The sequence below is a fragment of the Duganella sp. GW821-FHT01E12 genome (genome assembly GCF_059422325.1).
In genome coordinates this window covers 24,938-41,873 of sequence record NZ_JBWKWR010000017.1, presented here as the reverse complement: position 1 = coordinate 41,873, position 16,936 = coordinate 24,938, and the positions used below count along the sequence as shown (strand labels likewise).

At 66.8% G+C, this 16,936-nt stretch carries 14 protein-coding genes; 10 read left to right on the top strand and 4 right to left on the bottom strand.

The window, feature by feature from the left end; translation table 11 throughout:
• Positions 1 to 5 precede the first annotated feature (5 nt).
• The 6 genes from AC07WS_RS29165 to clpB all read left to right on the top strand — a co-directional run bounded on the left by AC07WS_RS29165 (position 6) and on the right by clpB (position 9,984).
• Positions 6 to 995: a DUF2804 domain-containing protein gene (locus tag AC07WS_RS29165; RefSeq protein ID WP_494732433.1), complete on the top strand. Its 990-nt coding sequence runs from the start codon at positions 6 to 8 to the stop codon at positions 993 to 995.
• Between the two features lie 26 nt (positions 996 to 1,021).
• A complete protein-coding gene (locus AC07WS_RS29160; protein WP_494732432.1) occupies positions 1,022 to 3,430 on the top strand; it encodes a bifunctional acetate--CoA ligase family protein/GNAT family N-acetyltransferase in 2,409 nt (802 codons plus the stop codon).
• Between the two features lie 152 nt (positions 3,431 to 3,582).
• Positions 3,583 to 4,308 (top strand): hypothetical protein, encoded by a 726-nt coding sequence (locus AC07WS_RS29155; protein WP_494732431.1) that lies wholly within the window; start codon positions 3,583 to 3,585, stop codon positions 4,306 to 4,308.
• A 78-nt stretch (positions 4,309 to 4,386) separates the two neighbouring features.
• On the top strand, positions 4,387 to 6,837 hold the full coding sequence (locus tag AC07WS_RS29150; RefSeq protein ID WP_494732430.1) for a DUF349 domain-containing protein: 2,451 nt from the start codon (positions 4,387 to 4,389) through the stop codon (positions 6,835 to 6,837).
• A complete protein-coding gene (locus AC07WS_RS29145) occupies positions 6,834 to 7,301 on the top strand; it encodes a molybdenum cofactor biosynthesis protein MoaE (RefSeq protein ID WP_494732429.1) in 468 nt (155 codons plus the stop codon). Before AC07WS_RS29150 ends, AC07WS_RS29145 begins: the two co-directional genes overlap by 4 nt.
• A gap of 100 nt (positions 7,302 to 7,401) precedes the next feature.
• Complete coding sequence (clpB, locus tag AC07WS_RS29140; protein WP_494732428.1) at positions 7,402 to 9,984, top strand: ATP-dependent chaperone ClpB; 2,583 nt, start codon at positions 7,402 to 7,404, stop codon at positions 9,982 to 9,984.
• Between the two features lie 6 nt (positions 9,985 to 9,990).
• Here clpB and AC07WS_RS29135 read toward each other — a convergent pair whose 3' ends face one another.
• On the bottom strand, positions 9,991 to 10,914 hold the full coding sequence (locus AC07WS_RS29135) for a GGDEF domain-containing protein (protein WP_494732427.1): 924 nt from the start codon (positions 10,912 to 10,914) through the stop codon (positions 9,991 to 9,993).
• Positions 10,915 to 11,012: 98 nt separating this feature from the next.
• Positions 11,013 to 11,801 carry an AraC family transcriptional regulator gene (locus tag AC07WS_RS29130; RefSeq protein ID WP_494732426.1) on the bottom strand — a complete coding sequence of 263 codons (789 nt, stop codon included), beginning with the start codon at positions 11,799 to 11,801 and terminating at the stop codon, positions 11,013 to 11,015.
• 94 nt (positions 11,802 to 11,895) lie between these two features.
• Here AC07WS_RS29130 and AC07WS_RS29125 point away from each other — a divergent pair, with 94 nt between their 5' ends.
• The 3 genes from AC07WS_RS29125 to aceA all read left to right on the top strand — a co-directional run bounded on the left by AC07WS_RS29125 (position 11,896) and on the right by aceA (position 15,275).
• Positions 11,896 to 13,119: an MFS transporter gene (locus AC07WS_RS29125; RefSeq protein ID WP_494732425.1), complete on the top strand. Its 1,224-nt coding sequence runs from the start codon at positions 11,896 to 11,898 to the stop codon at positions 13,117 to 13,119.
• Between the two features lie 36 nt (positions 13,120 to 13,155).
• The gene (rraA, locus tag AC07WS_RS29120; RefSeq protein WP_494732424.1) at positions 13,156 to 13,650 is read left to right on the top strand and encodes a ribonuclease E activity regulator RraA; all 495 of its coding nucleotides are present in this window, start codon (positions 13,156 to 13,158) and stop codon (positions 13,648 to 13,650) included.
• A 329-nt stretch (positions 13,651 to 13,979) separates the two neighbouring features.
• The gene (aceA, locus tag AC07WS_RS29115) at positions 13,980 to 15,275 is read left to right on the top strand and encodes an isocitrate lyase (protein ID WP_494732423.1); all 1,296 of its coding nucleotides are present in this window, start codon (positions 13,980 to 13,982) and stop codon (positions 15,273 to 15,275) included.
• 51 nt (positions 15,276 to 15,326) lie between these two features.
• On the opposite strand, the gene AC07WS_RS29110 is transcribed toward aceA, so the two are convergent.
• Positions 15,327 to 15,551 carry a hypothetical protein gene (locus AC07WS_RS29110; RefSeq protein WP_494732422.1) on the bottom strand — a complete coding sequence of 75 codons (225 nt, stop codon included), beginning with the start codon at positions 15,549 to 15,551 and terminating at the stop codon, positions 15,327 to 15,329.
• On the bottom strand, positions 15,548 to 15,805 hold the full coding sequence (locus AC07WS_RS29105) for a hypothetical protein (RefSeq protein WP_494732421.1): 258 nt from the start codon (positions 15,803 to 15,805) through the stop codon (positions 15,548 to 15,550). Before AC07WS_RS29105 ends, AC07WS_RS29110 begins: the two co-directional genes overlap by 4 nt.
• Positions 15,806 to 15,978: 173 nt before the next feature.
• On the opposite strand from AC07WS_RS29105, the gene AC07WS_RS29100 reads away from it, so the two are divergent.
• Positions 15,979 to 16,908, top strand: coding sequence for a 23S rRNA (adenine(2030)-N(6))-methyltransferase RlmJ (locus tag AC07WS_RS29100; RefSeq protein ID WP_494732420.1), 930 nt, complete (start codon positions 15,979 to 15,981; stop codon positions 16,906 to 16,908).
• Positions 16,909 to 16,936 lie beyond the last annotated feature (28 nt).

Here is a 16,936-nt window from a genome sequence, read left to right as displayed (position 1 = left end):
GTTCAATGAGCCTGCCCGCCGCCCCCGCCAGCCTGCTGGGCCCCGACGGCCAGCCGCTGTTCGGCCGCTACGCCGGCCAGGTCGGCCACATCGACTGGAGCGGACTGGCCGCGCCGTTCGCGCGCAGCCGCCTGTGGCGCCGCTTCCACCACAAGCGCTGGCACTACGTGGCGCTGTGCACCGAACAGATATTCTGCGCGGTCGCCATCGTCGACCTGGGCTGGACCAGCACCGCCTTCGCCTACGCCTTCGACCGCAACGACGGCGACATGCTGGCCAACTTCGGGCAGAACGGCTTGCCCGGCCTGTCGGCGCGGCTGGCCGACCATGCCGGCGCGTCCAGCCGCTTCAAGACGCGCAAGAGCAGCATCGCCATCGACAGCCGCGGCGACGGCAGCTTCGGCCTGACGCTGCGCTGCGACTACCTTGAGATCGACGCCGAATTCGGCCCCGGCGCCTCGCCGCTGCTGCTGGCCGCAGGTCCGGTGGCGCATGGCTCGGTGCACGCGACGCAGAAGTCGTCCGGCCTGCCGCTGAGCGGCGAGGTGCGCACCTTCCGCGAGGACTACGACCTGGCCGGGGGCGTCGCCAGCTTCGATTACTCCAACGGTCTGCTGGCGCGCAACACCGCGTGGCGCTGGGCCTCGGCGCACAACCTGGAGCTGGGCTTCAATCTGCAGTCGGGCTACTTCGGCGGCAACGAGAACGCGCTGTGGCTGGACGGCCAGGTGCACGCGCTGGCGCCGGCGCACTTCATCTACGACAGCAGCGATCCGCTGTCGCAGTGGCACATCTTCACCGAGGACGACTTGCTGGAGCTGTACTTCACGCCGGAAGGCGCGCGCCGCGACGACCAGAATCTGGTGGTGGCGGCCAGCCGCTACCTGCAGCCGATCGGCACCTTCACCGGCTGGGTGCGCAGCGCGCCGGACCAGCCGAAACGCATGGTCACGCAGATGATGGGCGTGACCGAGGACCATGCTTCGCGCTGGTAGGCGCAGATAAAAGGAGCATCGCAGCCATGAGCATCAGGAATCTCGACCGATTGTTCCAACCGCGTTCGGTGGCCGTGATCGGCGCCTCGGACAACCCGCAGCGCATCGGCACCCGCGTGCTGGCCAACCTGGCGCAGGCCGGCTTCGTGCACGGGGGCGGCGCGCTCTGGCCGCTCAATCCCAAGTACCAGACGCTGCACGACATGCCGTGCTACGCGCGGGTGTCGGCCCTGCCGTCGGCGCCGGACCTGGCCATCGTGTGCTCGCCGCCGTCCACCATCCCCGGCGTGATCGCCGAACTGGGCGCGCGCGGCACCCGCGCCGCCATCGTCATGACGGCGGGCCTGGACGGCCTGCGGGCCGGCAGCCGCAGCGTGCAGCAGGCCATGCTCGACGCGGCCAAGCCTTACCTGATGCGCATCCTCGGGCCGGGCAGCGTCGGCCTGCAGTCGCCGGCGGCGGGGCTCAACGCCAGCTTCACGCACATCGCCGCCGACGCCGGCAAGCTGGCCTTCGTGTCGCAATCGGGCGCGCTGGGCACGGCGGTGCTGGACTGGGCCAGCCTGCGCGGCATCGGTTTCTCGCGCTTCGTCACGATGGGCGAGGGCGCCGACGTCGATTTCGGCGACCTGCTGGACTACCTGGCCGGCGACGTCGAGACCGAGGCCATCCTGCTGTGCATCGAGGACGTCAGCAACGCGCGCAAGTTCATGTCGGCGGGCCGGCTGGCGGCGCGCGGCAAGCCGGTGATCGTGCTGAAGGTGGGGCGCGACGCCGCGCCCGGCGCCGACCTGGTGTTCGACGCCGCGATCCGCCGCGCCGGCATGCTGCGCGTGCATTCCACCGAGGACCTGTTCGACGCCGTCGAAACGCTGGCGCGCCAGCGTCCGCAGCGCGGCGAGCGGCTGGCGGTGCTGACCAACGGCGTCGGCCTGGGCCTGATCGCCGCCGACGCGCTCGAATGCAGCGGCGCGCAGCTGGCGCCCCTGTCGGGCGAGACGCTGCGCCTGCTCAAGCGCGCCGACGCGCCGCTGGACAATCCCGTCAACCTGCTGGCCGACGTGCCGGTCGAGCGCTACACCAGCGCGGTGGAGGCGCTGCTGCGCGAATCGCAGGCCGACGCGCTGCTGTTCCTGCACGCGCCGACGGCCATGGTGGACAGCGGCCGGATCGCGGCGGCGGTGGCGCCGCTGATGCGTTCCGCGTCCAAGAACGTGCTGTCCTGCTGGCTGGGCGGGCGCTCGGTGGCGGCCGCGCGCCAGCTGTTCGCCGACGCCGGCCTGCCCACCTACGACACGCCGGAAAAGGCGGTGCACGGCTTCCTGCAGATCGCCCAGTACCGCCGCAACCAGGAGCTGCTGATGGAGGTGCCGGCGCGCCTGCCGGCCACCTCGGCGCCGGAGCGCGCGGCGGCGCAGGCGCTGGTGGCGGCGTCGCTGGCGTCCGGCCGCGGCGACTTGTCCGACCAGGATGCACGCGCGCTGCTGTCGGCCTACGGCATCGCGCTGGCCACGCCGCAGCAGGCCGCGCTGACCGGCCCCACCTTGGCCGCCGCCCGCATCCAGACCGGCGCCGATCCGGTGTTCGGGCCGGTGGTGTTCTTCGGCCAGGGCGGCATCGCGGCGGAGGTGGCGGCCGACCGCGCCGCCGGCCTGCCGCCGCTGAACATGGTGCTGGCGCGCGACATGGTCGGGCGCACCCGCGTGGCGCGCCTGCTGGCGCAGGGCCAGACCGAGGCCGACGCCGACGCGCTGTGCCGCACGCTGGTGCAGGTGGCCGACATGGTGGCCGACCTGCCGCAGCTGGCCGAACTCGATCTCAATCCGCTGCTGGCCATCGGCGGCGCGGTGGTGGCGCTGGCCGCGCGCGTGCGGCTGGCGCCGGCCCGCAGCGGTGGCGTGCTGGCCATCCGTCCCTATCCGCTGGAGCTGGAGCAGGAGCTGGACTGGCAGGGCGGCCGCATCCTGCTGCGGCCGATCCGCCCGGAGGACGCGCCGCAGCACCAGGTGTTCTTCGCCGCGCTGGACCCGGACGACGTGCGGCTGCGCTTTTTCACCGCGATGCGCGAGCTGCCGCCGTCCCAGTTGGCGCGGCTGACGCAGATCGACTACGACCGCGCCATGGCCTTCATCGCCACCCGCAACGGCGCCAACGGCGAACCGGAGACGCTGGGCGTGGTGCGCGCCGTGGCCGATGCCGACAATCAGTCCGCTGAATTTGCCATCATCGTGCGTTCCGACCTGAAGGGGAAGGGCCTGGGCTACATCCTGTTCCAGAAACTGGTCGACTATTTCCGCAGCCAGGGCACCGGCGAGATCGTCGGCGACGCGCTGGCGGAGAACCTCGGCGTGCAAAATCTGGTGCGCCATTTCGGCGGCGTGGTTTTACCGCATCCTGAAGCGGGTATGGTGCGGCTTCAGTTGTCTTTGCGATAGCATTCGCGGCCGGGTTGTTATATATTGATGTGTATAACGCTCGGTCGCAGATTTGTTCTAGGTCAAAGCGTGTTTGTCGGCTTTATTTACACTTTTACTTCCGCTCTTGCCGCTCATCCGGGCGTTTCGCAACTTCAGCTTTGGGAGTCAGAATGTTAACTGCCACATATACTCTGGTAGCCCTGTCGGTGGAACACGCCAGTGTCCGCCTCAGTTTGTTATCGTTCCAAAAGTATGTGCGCTCCACGCTGATGCATCAAAACAGCATCACCCTGTCGCAGCTGGAATACGCCTGCGAAAACCTCAACAGCCTGTACCAGGCCTGCCACTGGCGCAAAACCGAGATGTACCTGATCCCCGCGCTGCGCGAGGCCACCGAGCGCGCCGACCAGCTGCTGGACGAGCTCAACCGCCTGAACCAGTCGGCGCTGCTGTCGATCCGCATGCTGCAAGACAGGCTCGGTTCGCTGGCCGACGTGCGCGACGACCAGGTCAACCTGATCTGCGACAGCATCGAAACCTTTTGCTCCTCGCTGCTCAAGCGGCTGGAAAAGGAGGAACAGGAACTGTTCGCCATCGCCCGTCACGCGATCGCCGGCGAAACCTGGTTTTCCATCGCGAATCAATTGATGATGCACGACAAGCATCTGGAAGAAATGAAGCGCGCCGGCCTGACGGCGGTGGCGGCGGTCGACGCGGCCAAGCCCAAGGCCGTGGCCGCGCGCAACCTGGCCGGCGCGCTGCGCGTGGTGGACGACGGCCAGATCAGCATTCCCGGCCTGCAGGTGTTGCCGGTGATTAGTCTCGAGGAAAGCGAGGCGCAAGCGGCGCCGGCGCCCCAGGTCCGTACCACCCGGCAGTTGCCGGCGATGAAATAACCGCCCAATTAGCATACGCTTCAGGCAAATTCCCCTTGCTTTGCTATGATGGTGGTTTTACCCATCTCATAGCGCACCATGTTCGATTTCATCTTCAAGCGAACTACCGACCAGGCGGCCGATCAACAGGCCGCCGAGGCGACTCCCGAGCAGGGCGCCGCCGCTGCCGCATCGGCCAGCCGCCGCGAGGAGCAGGCCCAGCGCGCCGCCACGCTGGCGGGCGACGAGGCCGCCGCCGTCGAGCTGATACTGCAGAGCGAATTCGCCGGCGTGCGCCTGGCCGCCGCCGAGCATGTGCAGTCGCAGGCGCAGCTCGAGCGGGTGCTGCAAGCGATGCGCAACACCGACCGCCGCGTCGCCAAGCTCATGCAGGGACGGCTGGACGCGATCCGCTATCAGCAGGCCGAGCATCAAAAGGCGCAGGCCTGCCTGGAGCTGGCCCAGCGCCTGCTGCAGGATGAGAAGCTGACGCCCAACCAGGTGGCCGACCTGGACCGACAATGGCAGATCACCGCGGCCGTGCCGGCGCTGGCCGAGCCCTACGCCGCCGCGCGCGCCGCGCTGGCGGCCCGGCTGGAGGCGCAGGTCAATCTGCAGCGCACCATCATCGACGCGATGGCCGCGCTGCGCCAGCTGCCGTCGGCCGGCCTGGCGCCGGAGGAGGCGCAGCAGGCGCTGGAGCGCCACGCCGCCGCGCAGGCCGAGTACCAGCAGGCGCCCGAACACAACGCCTTGCCCAAGCATCTGCTGAGCGACTATGCGCAGGCGCTGGAGCAGAGCCGCGCCGCGCTGTCGGCCGCGTCGAGCCAGCGCGCCGTCGCCGACACCGCCGCCGCGCCGGAAGCAGCGCCCGCCGCCGAAGCGGCCGCCGTGGCACCCGCCGCGCCGGCGCCCGTCGCACGCGAGACCAAGAAGCCGGCCGCGCCCAAGGAAACCGATAAAAAATTCCTCGAAACGCTGGACGCGATGGAGGCCGCGCTGGAGCAAGGCTTGCTGCACGCCGCCGCCGACCACGACAAGTGGCTCAAGGAACACAAGACCCGCTTGACGCCGGCCCAGACCGACCGCCTGAACCACGTCCGCGCCGAATTGAAGCGGCTGGGCGACTGGGCGCGCTGGGGCGGCAACGTCTCGCGCGAGGAGCTGGTCAAGGCGGTGGAGGAACTGCCCGCGCTGGGCCTGGCGATGAGCGAACTGGCCAAGAAGGTCGGCAGCATGCGCGAGCGCTGGAAGTCGCTGGACGCGGTCTCCGGCCACGCGCCCAAGAGCCTGTGGGAGCGCTTCGACAGCGCCTGCACCGCCGCCTACGCGCCGGCTGCCGCCCACTTCAAGCAACTGGCCGACGAACGCCACGCCAACGCCGCCAAGGCCCAGGCGCTGATCGACGAGACCCGCAACATGGCCGCCGCCGCCGTGGCCGAGGGCGCGGACCTGAAGAATGTGGCCGCCGCCGGCCAGCGCCTGCGCCAGATGTGGGGCCGCCTGGGCACCATCGACCGCAAGGAAAAACGCAAGCTCGATCAAGCCTTCGACAAGGCGCTGGCGCAGATGCTGGCGCCGTTGGCCGAGCAGCGCAAGATCGAAACCGCCAAGCGCGAATTGCTGATCGCCGAGGCGGAGCAGATGCAGGCCAGCGACCGCCACACGCTGGATAACTTGCGCCGCCTGCAGGAGCGCTGGCAGGAGCAGGCCAAGGCGCTGCCGCTGGAACGCAAGGCCGAGCAGGCGCTGTGGCAGCGTTTCCGCGCCGCCTGCGACGCGATCTTCGCCAAGCGCAAGGAAAGCGCGCACGCCGCCGACCACGAACGCAAGGCCCACCTGCACGCGCGCGAGGCGTTGTGCAAGGAACTGGAAACGGCCACCTTCAGCGGCGAGGACAAGGCGCAGCTGGCGGCCATCGCCAAGACCCTGCGCGACGCGGCGGCGGCCTGGCATGCCGCCGGCGGCGTGCCGCGCGCGTCGGAGGCGCGCATCCAGCAGCGCTATCAGGCCGCGGTGGCGGCGGTGCAGGGCCAGGCCGACGCGATCAAGCGCCGCGCCGGCGCGGCCCAGGCCAATGCATTGCGCGACAAGCTGCGCCTGTGCCAGGCGCTGGAAAGCGCGATCGGCACGGCGGCCGACGGCCCCGCCATCGACGGCGCCGACTGGCAGAGCCGCTGGTCGGCCTTGCCGCCGCTGGCCGCCGACTACGAGCGCGCCTTGCACGGCCGCTTCAACGCGGCGCTGGGTGCGTTGGACGGCAAGCGCAGCGCCTACGCCGAGCAGCTGGAGCGCAACCGCGCCAAGCTGCTCGACGAAGTGCTGCGGCTGGAGATCGTGGCCGGCGTCGACAGCGGCGCCGAGTTCGCGCGCGAGCGTTTGAAGATGCAGGTCGAGGTGTTGCAATCGTCGCTGAAGTCCGGCCAGAAGCCGCAAAGCGCCGGCAGCGCCTACCTGCAGCTGTGCGCGATGCCGGCCCTGGCCGACGACCGCACCGCCAGCCGCATCGAGCAGCTGTTCCGCCGCATCGGCGCAGCGGAGCGCGCATGAGCGCCGACAGCGTCCGCATCCAGACCGGCGACTTCGACCTGAGCGCCGAGCTGGCGCGGCTGCGGGCCGGCAATCCCAAGGTGGGCGCGGTGGTGTCGTTTGTCGGCACGGTGCGCGACCTGAACGAGGGCGCCAGCGTGGCGGAGATGGAGCTGGAACACTACGCCGGCATGACCGAGCAATCCATCCTCGCCATCATCGAACAGGCCAAACAACGCTGGCCGGTGTACGGCGCGCTGGTGATCCACCGCGTCGGGCCGCTCAAGCCGCTGGACCAGATCGTGCTGGTGGCGGTCACCTCCGCCCATCGCGGCGAGGCCTTCGCCGCCTGCGAATACATCATCGACTACCTGAAGACCGAGGCGCCGTTCTGGAAAAAGGAACAGACCCCGGACGGCGCCCGCTGGGTCGACGCCCGCGTCAGCGACGATGTTGCACTGAAGAAATGGAGCACTGTGGCGTAGTTGATGTAGGTCATGGATTTGTTAAATAAAAAGGCGTCTCCTTGAAACTGGATCGCATATCCCTATGTATGCGATAAGTTAAATTTATTGGAGCAATTCCATGCGGCAAGACAAACTCACCACCAAACTCCAGGAAGCCCTGTCGGACTCGCAGAGTCTGGCCGTAGGCAACGACAACCAATACATCGAGCCGGTCCACCTGCTGACCGCGCTGCTGAACCAGAGTGACGGCAGCGCGCGCTCGCTGCTGCAGCGCGCCGGCGTCAACGTCGGCGGCCTGACCAAGGCGCTGGGCGCGTCGCTCGAGCGCCTGCCCAAGGTGTCCGGCACCGGCGGCGACGTGCAGGCCGGCCGCGAGCTGGTCTCGGTGCTGAACCTGGCGGACAAGGAGGCGCAGAAGCGCGTCGACCAGTTCATCTCCAGCGAGATGGTGCTGCTGGCGCTGACCGAGGACAAGTCCGACGCCGGCAAGCTGGCGCGCGAGAACGGCCTGACCCGCAAGTCGCTGGAAGCGGCCATCGACACCGTGCGCGGCGGCGCCAAGGTCGATAACCCCGACGCCGAAGGCCAGCGCGAGGCACTGAAAAAATACACGCTGGACCTGACCGAGCGCGCCCGCGCCGGCAAGCTCGATCCCGTGATCGGCCGCGACGACGAGATCCGCCGCGCCATCCAGGTGCTGCAGCGCCGCTCCAAGAACAATCCCGTGCTGATCGGCGAACCCGGCGTCGGCAAGACCGCCATCGTCGAAGGCCTGGCGCAGCGCATCGTCAACAACGAGGTGCCCGATTCGCTCAAGGGCAAGCGCGTGCTGGCGCTGGACATGGCGGCGCTGGTGGCCGGCGCCAAGTTCCGCGGCGAGTTCGAGGAACGCCTGAAGGCCGTGCTCAAGGAGCTGGCCATGGACGAGGGCCAGACCATCGTCTTCATCGACGAGATGCACACGATGGTGGGCGCCGGCAAGGCCGAGGGCTCGATGGACGCGGGCAATATGCTCAAGCCGGCGCTGGCGCGCGGCGAACTGCATTGCGTTGGCGCCACCACGCTGGACGAATACCGCAAGTACATCGAGAAGGACGCCGCGCTGGAGCGCCGCTTCCAGAAGATCCTGGTCGACGAGCCGTCGGTGGAGGCCACCATCGCCATCCTGCGCGGCCTGCAGGACAAGTATGAGCTGCACCACAAGGTCGCCATCTCGGACGCCGCCATCATCGCGGCGGCCGAGCTGTCGCACCGCTACATCACCGACCGCTTCCTGCCCGACAAGGCGATCGACCTGATCGACGAAGCCGCGTCCAAGATCAAGATCGAGATCGACTCCAAGCCGGAGGTCATGGACAAGCTGGAACGCCGCCTGATCCAACTGAAGATCGAGAAGGAAGCCGTCAAGAAGGAGAAGGACGAGGGCTCGCGCCGCCGGCTGGACCTGATCGAGGAAGAGATCGCGCGCCTGCAGCGCGAGTTGAACGACTACGAGGAAATCCTCAAGGCCGAGAAGGCGGTGGTGCAGGGCAGCACCCACATCAAGGAAGAGATCGACCGCATCAAGCTGCAGATGGAGCAGGCCACGCGCGAGAGCAACTGGCAGCGCGTGTCGGAACTGCAGTACGGCCGCCTGCCCGAGCTGGAAGCGCAGCTCAAGCAGGCCGAGAGCATCAACGCCAAGGAGGGCGCGCCCGCGCAGCCCAAGCTGCTGCGCACCGAAGTCGGCGCCGAGGAGATCGCCGAGGTGGTCTCGCGCGCGACCGGCATCCCGGTCTCGCGCATGATGCAGGGCGAGCGCGACAAGCTGCTGCACATCGAGGAGAAGCTGCACGAGCGCGTGGTCGGCCAGGACGAGGCGATCGACGCCGTGTCCGACGCCATCCGTCGTTCGCGCGCCGGCCTGTCCGATCCGAACCGTCCGTATGGTTCGTTCATGTTCCTGGGACCCACGGGCGTCGGCAAGACCGAGCTGTCCAAGGCGCTGGCAGGCTTCCTGTTCGACACCGAGGAATCGATGATACGCATCGACATGAGCGAATTCATGGAGAAGCATTCGGTGGCCCGCCTGATCGGCGCGCCGCCCGGCTACGTGGGCTACGACGAGGGCGGCTACCTGACCGAGGCCGTGCGCCGCAAGCCCTACAGCGTGATCCTGCTCGACGAGGTGGAGAAGGCGCATCCGGACGTGTTCAACGTGCTGCTGCAGGCGCTGGACGACGGCCGCATGACGGACGGCCAGGGCCGCACGGTGGACTTCAAGAACACGGTGATCATCATGACCTCCAACCTGGGCTCGCACAAGATCCAGGCGATGGAGGATGCCGATCCGGGCGTGGTCAAGCTGGCGGTGATGGCCGAGGTGCGTTCGCACTTCCGTCCGGAGTTCATCAACCGCATCGATGAAATCGTCGTGTTCCACGGCCTCGATGAGAAGAACATCGGCGCCATCGCCAAGATCCAGCTGGCGATCCTGGAACAGCGCCTGGCCAAGATGGAGATGACGTTGTCGGTCACCGACGCGGCGCTGCAGAAGATCGCCGAGGCCGGCTACGATCCGGTGTATGGCGCGCGGCCGCTGAAGCGGGCGATCCAGCAGCAGATCGAGAATCCGCTGTCCAAGATGATCCTCGCGGGCCGCTTCGGTCCCAAGGACACCATCCACGTCGACGCTGTGAACGGGGAGCTGGCCTTCAGCTAAGCGAAGTTAAGCGTCGTGATGGACGATGCGGTTGCGCCCGCCGTGCTTGGCGCGGTACAGCGCATCGTCCGCCCGTTTCAGCACATCCTCGCTTGAGGCGTCGTCCGGCTGCATCTGGCTCAAGCCGCCGCTGATGGTGGCGCCCTGGCCCAGCGTGCCCAGTTCCCGCAACTGCTCGGCGATGCGCTGGCGCAGCCGCTCGGCGATCGGCACCGCCTGTTCCCAGGTGGTGTGCGGCATCAGGATCACGAACTCGTCGCCGCCCAGCCGCGCCGGAAAATCGGTGGTGCGCAATTCGCGCCGGCAGACGTCGGCCGTGGCCTGGATCGCCTTGTCGCCGCTCAGGTGGCCGTAGCGGTCGTTGATGTCCTTGAATTTGTCGATGTCGAAGATCAGCACCGAGGCCGGCGTCCGGTAGCGGGCGTGCAGGCCGTAGTTGTCGTTGAGGGCCTGCATCAGCTTGCGGCGGTTGGCCAGACCGGTCAGCGCGTCGGTCTCGCTCTGCATGCGCAGCAGGGCCTCCAGCTTTTTGCTGGTGGTGATGTTGCTGGCCACCCACAGCACGGCGTCCTCGCCGTCCACCTGATATTCCAGCGCCTGGGCGCGGCCTTCGAACCAGATCGTGTCGTCCGGGCCGTCGCCTTCCAGGCCTTTCACATCCTTGCGGTCCAGCCGGTATTCGACCACGTGCAGGCCGCGCTTGGCCAGCGCGACGGCGATCTGCGCCAAAAACCACGCGGTCTTTTCGCTGTTGAGCACGTCGGCGATGCGCTTGCCCACCAGCGCGCTGCCGTCGTGGTAGTAGCGGGCGTCGGTGCCGCCGAACAGCGCGGCGTATTTGCCGCTGCGTGTGAAGATAAACGCCGGGTCCGGCAGCGCGCTGAGCAGCGCTGCGATCTGCTCGGTCGTGAAGAGAGACAGGTCTGTCATCCGATACCGTTGTTCCAGTTGTTGAGTTTCCACTAATGTACCGTACTTTCGTCCAAGACAACGTTAACGGTGCGCCAATGGAAAACTTGACCGATTATCTATTTTTCAGCGAAAAAAGATGTGGGCGTGCTGCCGAAGGTCTTCTTGAACATGGCCGAGAAGGCCGACTGGCTGGCATAACCCAGCTGGGCCGCCACCTGCGACAGCGGCACGCCGCGCGAGATCAGCGGCGCCGCGTGTGCCAAGCGCACATGCTGGCGCCATTGGCTGAAGCTCATGCCCAGTTCGCGTTCGAACAGGCGCGTCAAGGTGCGTTCGGAGGCGCCCACGCGGCCGGCCCAGGCTTCCAGCGTCAGCTCGGCGCCGGGATCGGCGATCAGCGCATCGCACAGGGTTTTCAGGCGCTTGTCGTGCGGCAGCGGCACGCGCAGCGGACGGGTGGCGCAGCGCGGCAGCTCGTCCAGGATCATCTCGGACAGCAGATGCTCGCGGTTGGACTGCTCGTCCTGGTCGTGCTGCTCCAGCGTGGCCAGCAGCTCTCGCAGCAGGCTGGACACTTCCACCACCTTGCACGCTTCGGGAAAGGGCGAGCGGCTGGCGTGCACGCAAAGCGGACGCAGCCGGATCGGCTCCAGCACCGTGACCGCGTGCTCGACCTCAGGCGCGATCCAGATGGCGCGCTGCGGCGGCACGATCCAGCTGCTGTGGTTGGCCGTCACGCGCATCACGCCCTGCATCGCGTAGGTGAACTGGCCCCACGGGTGGTGGTGGGGCAGCAGCACGGCGTCGGTTGGCAGGTCGCGGCCGGACATGGTCAGCGGCCGGTCGGCGGTGGGGAAGTTGCAGTTCCAGTTGAATTGCGTGTGCGTGAGGACGCGGATAGCCATGGCGGATAGGCGACAAATGTTGACGTACTATCTTAAATCAGACTGGCGGCAAGTGCTTACACTATGCTTTCTTTTTTTGAAACAAGGAGGCAGTATGAACGATACATCCTTGCTGCGGCAGGACGCCAGGGTCATCGCCCTGGTCGGGCTGGCACACGGCACTTCGCATTTTTACCACGTGATCCTGGCGGCGCTGATACCGTGGCTGAAGCCGGAATTCCAGCTCAGTTACGCCGAGCTGGGCTTGCTGATGACGGTGTTTTTCACCGTGTCCGGCGTGGGGCAGGCGATGGCCGGCTTCGTCGTCGACCGCTACAGCGCGCGCACGGTGCTGTTGGGCGGCATCGCGCTGCTGGGCTTGTCGGCGGTGATGCTGTCCAGCGCGCACAGCTACGCGCAACTGATGCTGGGCGCCTTCCTGGCGGGCTGCGGCAACAGCGTGTTCCACCCGGCCGACTACACGCTGCTCAACCAGCGGGTGTCCAAGGCGCGGCTGGCGCACGGCTTTTCGGTGCATGGCATCAGCGGCAATATCGGCTGGGCGCTGTCGCCCTTGTTCCTGACCTTCGTGGCCAGCCGCACCGACTGGCGCACGGCGCTGCTGAGCGCGGCCCTGTTGCCGCTGACGGTGCTGGCGCTGCTGGTGTGGAACCGCCATGCCTTGCGTCCCGAGCGGGCGCCGGCGCCGGTGGCTGTGGCGGCCGGCGCGGGCAAGGGCGGCGCGCTCGGCTTTCTGCGGCTGCAGGTGGTGTGGATGTGCTTTGCCTTCTTCCTGATCTCGGCGGTGGCGCTGGCCGGCATCCAGAGTTTCGCGGCCACCAGCCTGGTGAGCTTGTACGGCATGTCGCTGGCCTGGGCCACCTCGGCCTACACCGCCTATATGATCGCCTCGGCGGTGGGCATGTTGTACGGCGGCTTCCTGGGCGCGGGCAGCCGCCACCACGACCGCATCATCATGCTGGCGTTCGGGTCGGCGTCGCTGCTGGCGCTGGTGCTGGCGGCGGCGGTGGTGCCGGGCTGGCTGGCGGTCGTCCTGATGGGCGCGATCGGCCTGGTGACCGGCATCTCGGGGCCGTCGCGCGACCTGCTGATACGCGGCGCGGCGCCGGCCAACGCCACCGGCCGCGTGTTTGGCGTCGTGTATTCCGGCCTGGACAGCGGCCTGGCGCTGGGCCCGCTGCTGTTCGGCGCGCTGATGGATGCCAACCATCCGTCCGGCGTGTTCATCGGCATCGCCGTGTTCCAGGCGCTGGTGATCCTGACCACGGTAGGGGTGGGCAGCAAGACGCGCGTGGTGGCCGTGCCCAAAACAGCATAGAATCTTTGCTACCTTAACCAACTGCATGGAACCACGATGAGCTTTGCAACCACCGACTTATGCGACGACAACGCCAATCTGCTGGAGGACGGCCGGCTGGCCGTGCTGCCGCCGGTCTTCCTCCACTTCGGCAAGCAGATGCGCTTTTCCGGCCGCGTGACCACGCTCAAGGTGCATGAAGACAACGCGCTGGTGCGTTCGATGCTGGAAACCCAGGGCGGCGGCAACGTGCTGGTGATCGACGGCGGCGGCAGCCTGCGCCGCGCGCTGGTCGGTGGACAGCTCGGTCTGCTGGCCCAGGACAACGGCTGGGCCGGCATCATCGTCGACGGCTGCATCCGCGACACCGACGAGATCAATTCCTGCGAAATCGGCGTGCGCGCCCTGGGCGCCCATCCGCAAAAAAGCAGCAAGAAGGGCGCCGGCGAGCGCAATGTGCGCGTGCACATCCAGGGCGTGCCGGTGCAGCCGGGCGACTGGATCTATGCCGATGCCGACGGCATCCTGGTGGCGCAGCAGATGCTTGCCTGAGGCTGTGGTCCAGGGTGAATTCCTGATCCCGATCCGGCCTTCTCCTGACACCCCGTAAGCCACGCGGCTTGCGGGGTGTTTTTATTTCAGAACCGCGATTTTTCATCTGGCGAGGCGTTCGTTTCACATCGCGGAAAGGCGTGGCCAGGACTGGCCTTTTTCTCTTTCATTTCAAGAAATCCTATTCCGCATCATGGAATTCTAGGTCTATCTATTTGATTTGTATAAATTTATATTTGGTTATATGTCTTATATAAGACTATTGGTGCATGGCACAAAAGGTACTACCATTTGTTTAACGGATTTCGTTTTTTAAATAGGAGAACACCATGGCAACTCGTGAACAGCAAATCGCAGCCTTGCAAAAGGACTGGGACACCAACCCCCGCTGGAAGGGCGTGACCCGCAGCTACACCGCCGAAGACGTGGTGCGCCTGCGCGGCTCGCTGCAGATCGAGCACACGCTGGCCAGGCGCGGCGCCGAAAAGTTGTGGGACCTGGTCAACAACGAACCCTACGTCAACGCCCTGGGCGCGCTGACCGGCAACCAGGCCATGCAGCAGGTCAGGGCCGGGCTGAAGGCGATCTACCTGTCCGGCTGGCAGGTGGCCGGCGACGCCAACCTGGCCGGCGAGATGTATCCCGACCAGTCGCTGTATCCGGCCAACTCGGTGCCCATGGTGGTCAAGCGCATCAACAACACCTTCCAGCGCGCCGACCAGATCCAATGGTCCGAGGGCAAGGACGACATCGACTTCTTCGCGCCCATCGTGGCCGACGCCGAGGCCGGTTTCGGCGGCGTGCTGAACGCCTACGAGCTGATGAAGTCCATGATAGACGCCGGCGCCGCCGGCGTGCACTTCGAGGACCAGCTGGCGTCGGTCAAGAAATGCGGCCACATGGGCGGCAAGGTGCTGGTGCCCACGCGCGAGGCGGTGGAAAAGCTGACCGCGGCCCGCCTGGCGGCCGACGTCATGGGCACCTCGACCCTGGTGATCGCCCGCACCGACGCCGAGGCGGCCGATCTGCTGACCTCGGACGTGGACGACAACGACAAGCCCTTCTGCACCGGCGAGCGCACGGTGGAAGGCTTCTACAAGGTCACGCCCGGCATGGAGCAGGCGGTTTCGCGCGCGCTGGCCTACGCGCCGTACGCCGACCTGGTCTGGTGCGAGACTGGCAAGCCCGACCTGGCCTTCGCCAAGCGCTTCGCCGAGGCCGTCTACGCCCAGTTCCCCGGCAAGATGCTGGCTTATAACTGCTCGCCGTCGTTCAACTGGAAGAAGAACCTGGACGACGCCACCATCGCCAGGTTCCAGAAGGAGTTGGGCGCGATGGGCTACAAGTTCCAGTTCATCACCCTGGCCGGCTTCCACGCGCTGAACTACGGCATGTTCAACCTGGCGCACGGCTATGCGCGCCGGCAGATGTCGGCGTTCGTGGAATTGCAGGAGGCGGAATTCGCCGCGGCCGAGAAGGGCTTCACAGCGGTCAAGCACCAGCGCGAGGTCGGCACCGGCTATTTCGACGCGGTGACCCAGTGCATCCAGAACGGCCAGTCGTCGACCACGGCGCTGCACGGTTCGACCGAGGACGAGCAATTCTTCGACAAGAAGGTGGCCTGAGCCGCCCGAGGCCGCGGCGGGGGAGGCAAGTCCCCGCCACGGCGGCCGGCCTCAGGGATTGGCCAGGTGCTGCTGCAGGTGCTGGTTCAGACGGTTCTGGAAGTCGTCCAGGTCGTGGATGGTGGCCAGGTCGTCGTCGACCTCCACCATGTGGGTCACGTGGCCGGGGCCGAACGAGACGCTCGCTTCCACGCCGCCCTGTTTGTCCGACAGGGAATGTCCCTGCACCGCGCCCAGGATGTTGTTCTGGTCGTCCGTAATGATGGTCATCTTCATGACATGCCTCCGCCTTGCAGGTTGTGGAAGGCGCCGCCTATGCCCTGGTTGTGGATCTGGACGAAATAGGTGGCGTTGCCGTTGTTTTCCTTGCGCTTGCTTTGCTGGTCCGCCATGTGGATCGCGCCCAGGTTGGGCGCCTTGACGTCGGCCGTGGCGAACTGCGTGCCGTGGTCGGTGCCGTACGTGTAGCTCCAGAACGCCGTCTGCCCCGGCGCCAGGTAGGTCAGCGGACCTACGTTGTTGAATGCCATGATGTCCTCCATGAAAGTACGCCGCGCCAGCGGATGCGGCCCGGCTGTACCATCTTAATCAGCGCGGCGGGGCTCGCCTTGACGCAAACGATATGGGCGCTTTTTTGGTGGGCGCGGCTTTCTAGTGGATAATGCGGGATTGTTCCGCACCACTTATTGAGAGTACCAAGCTTATGTTGAGTTACCGCCACGCCTTTCACGCGGGTAATCACGCCGATGTATTGAAGCATTTCGTGACCATCCAGTTGATGCAGTATCTGAATCAAAAAGATACCGCCTACAGCTACATCGACACCCACTCCGGCGCCGGCGTGTATGCGCTCGACGGCACTTTCGCCTCCAAGAACGCCGAGTACGACACCGGCATCGGCCCGCTGTGGGAGCGCACCGACCTGCCCGCGCCGATCAAGGAATACGTCGACCTGATCCGCGCCATGAACCCGAGCGGCAAGATGCGCTACTACCCCGGTTCGCCCTACATCGCCGACCAGGTGGCGCGCGAGCAGGACCGCCTGCGCCTGTTCGAGCTGCATCCGGCCGATTCCAAGCTGCTGGCCGATAACTTCCGCAAGCTCGAAGAGCACGCCGCGCAGCAGGGCATACGCCCGACCACGCGCGGCAAGCGCGTGCTGATCACCCGCGGCGACGGCTTCCAGGCGCTCAAGGCGCTGCTGCCGCCGCCGTCGCGGCGCGCGCTGGTGCTGATCGACCCGCCGTACGAGGACAAGCAGGACTACAAGAAGGTCAAGGACACGCTGGCCGACGCGCTGGTGCGCTTCCCGACCGGCACCTACGCGGTCTGGTATCCGCTGCTGCAGCGCATGGAGTCGCGCCAGTTCGCCGACAAGCTCAAGCAGCTGCAATGCAGCGACTGGCTCAACGTGGTGCTGACCACCAACACGCCGATGCCGGACGGCTTCGGCCTGCACAGCAGCGGCATGTTCATCCTCAATCCGCCGTACACGCTGGAGCCCATGCTCAAGGAAGTCATGCCCTACCTGGTCAAGGTGCTGGGCAAGGATTCCGGCGCCCGCTACACGCTGGAAAGCGGAAAGCCGACGGCTACGCGCAACAATGCGGTGCGCCGGCCTGTTACACGATAGAAAAACGTTGTCAGGACGGTACTGAGAG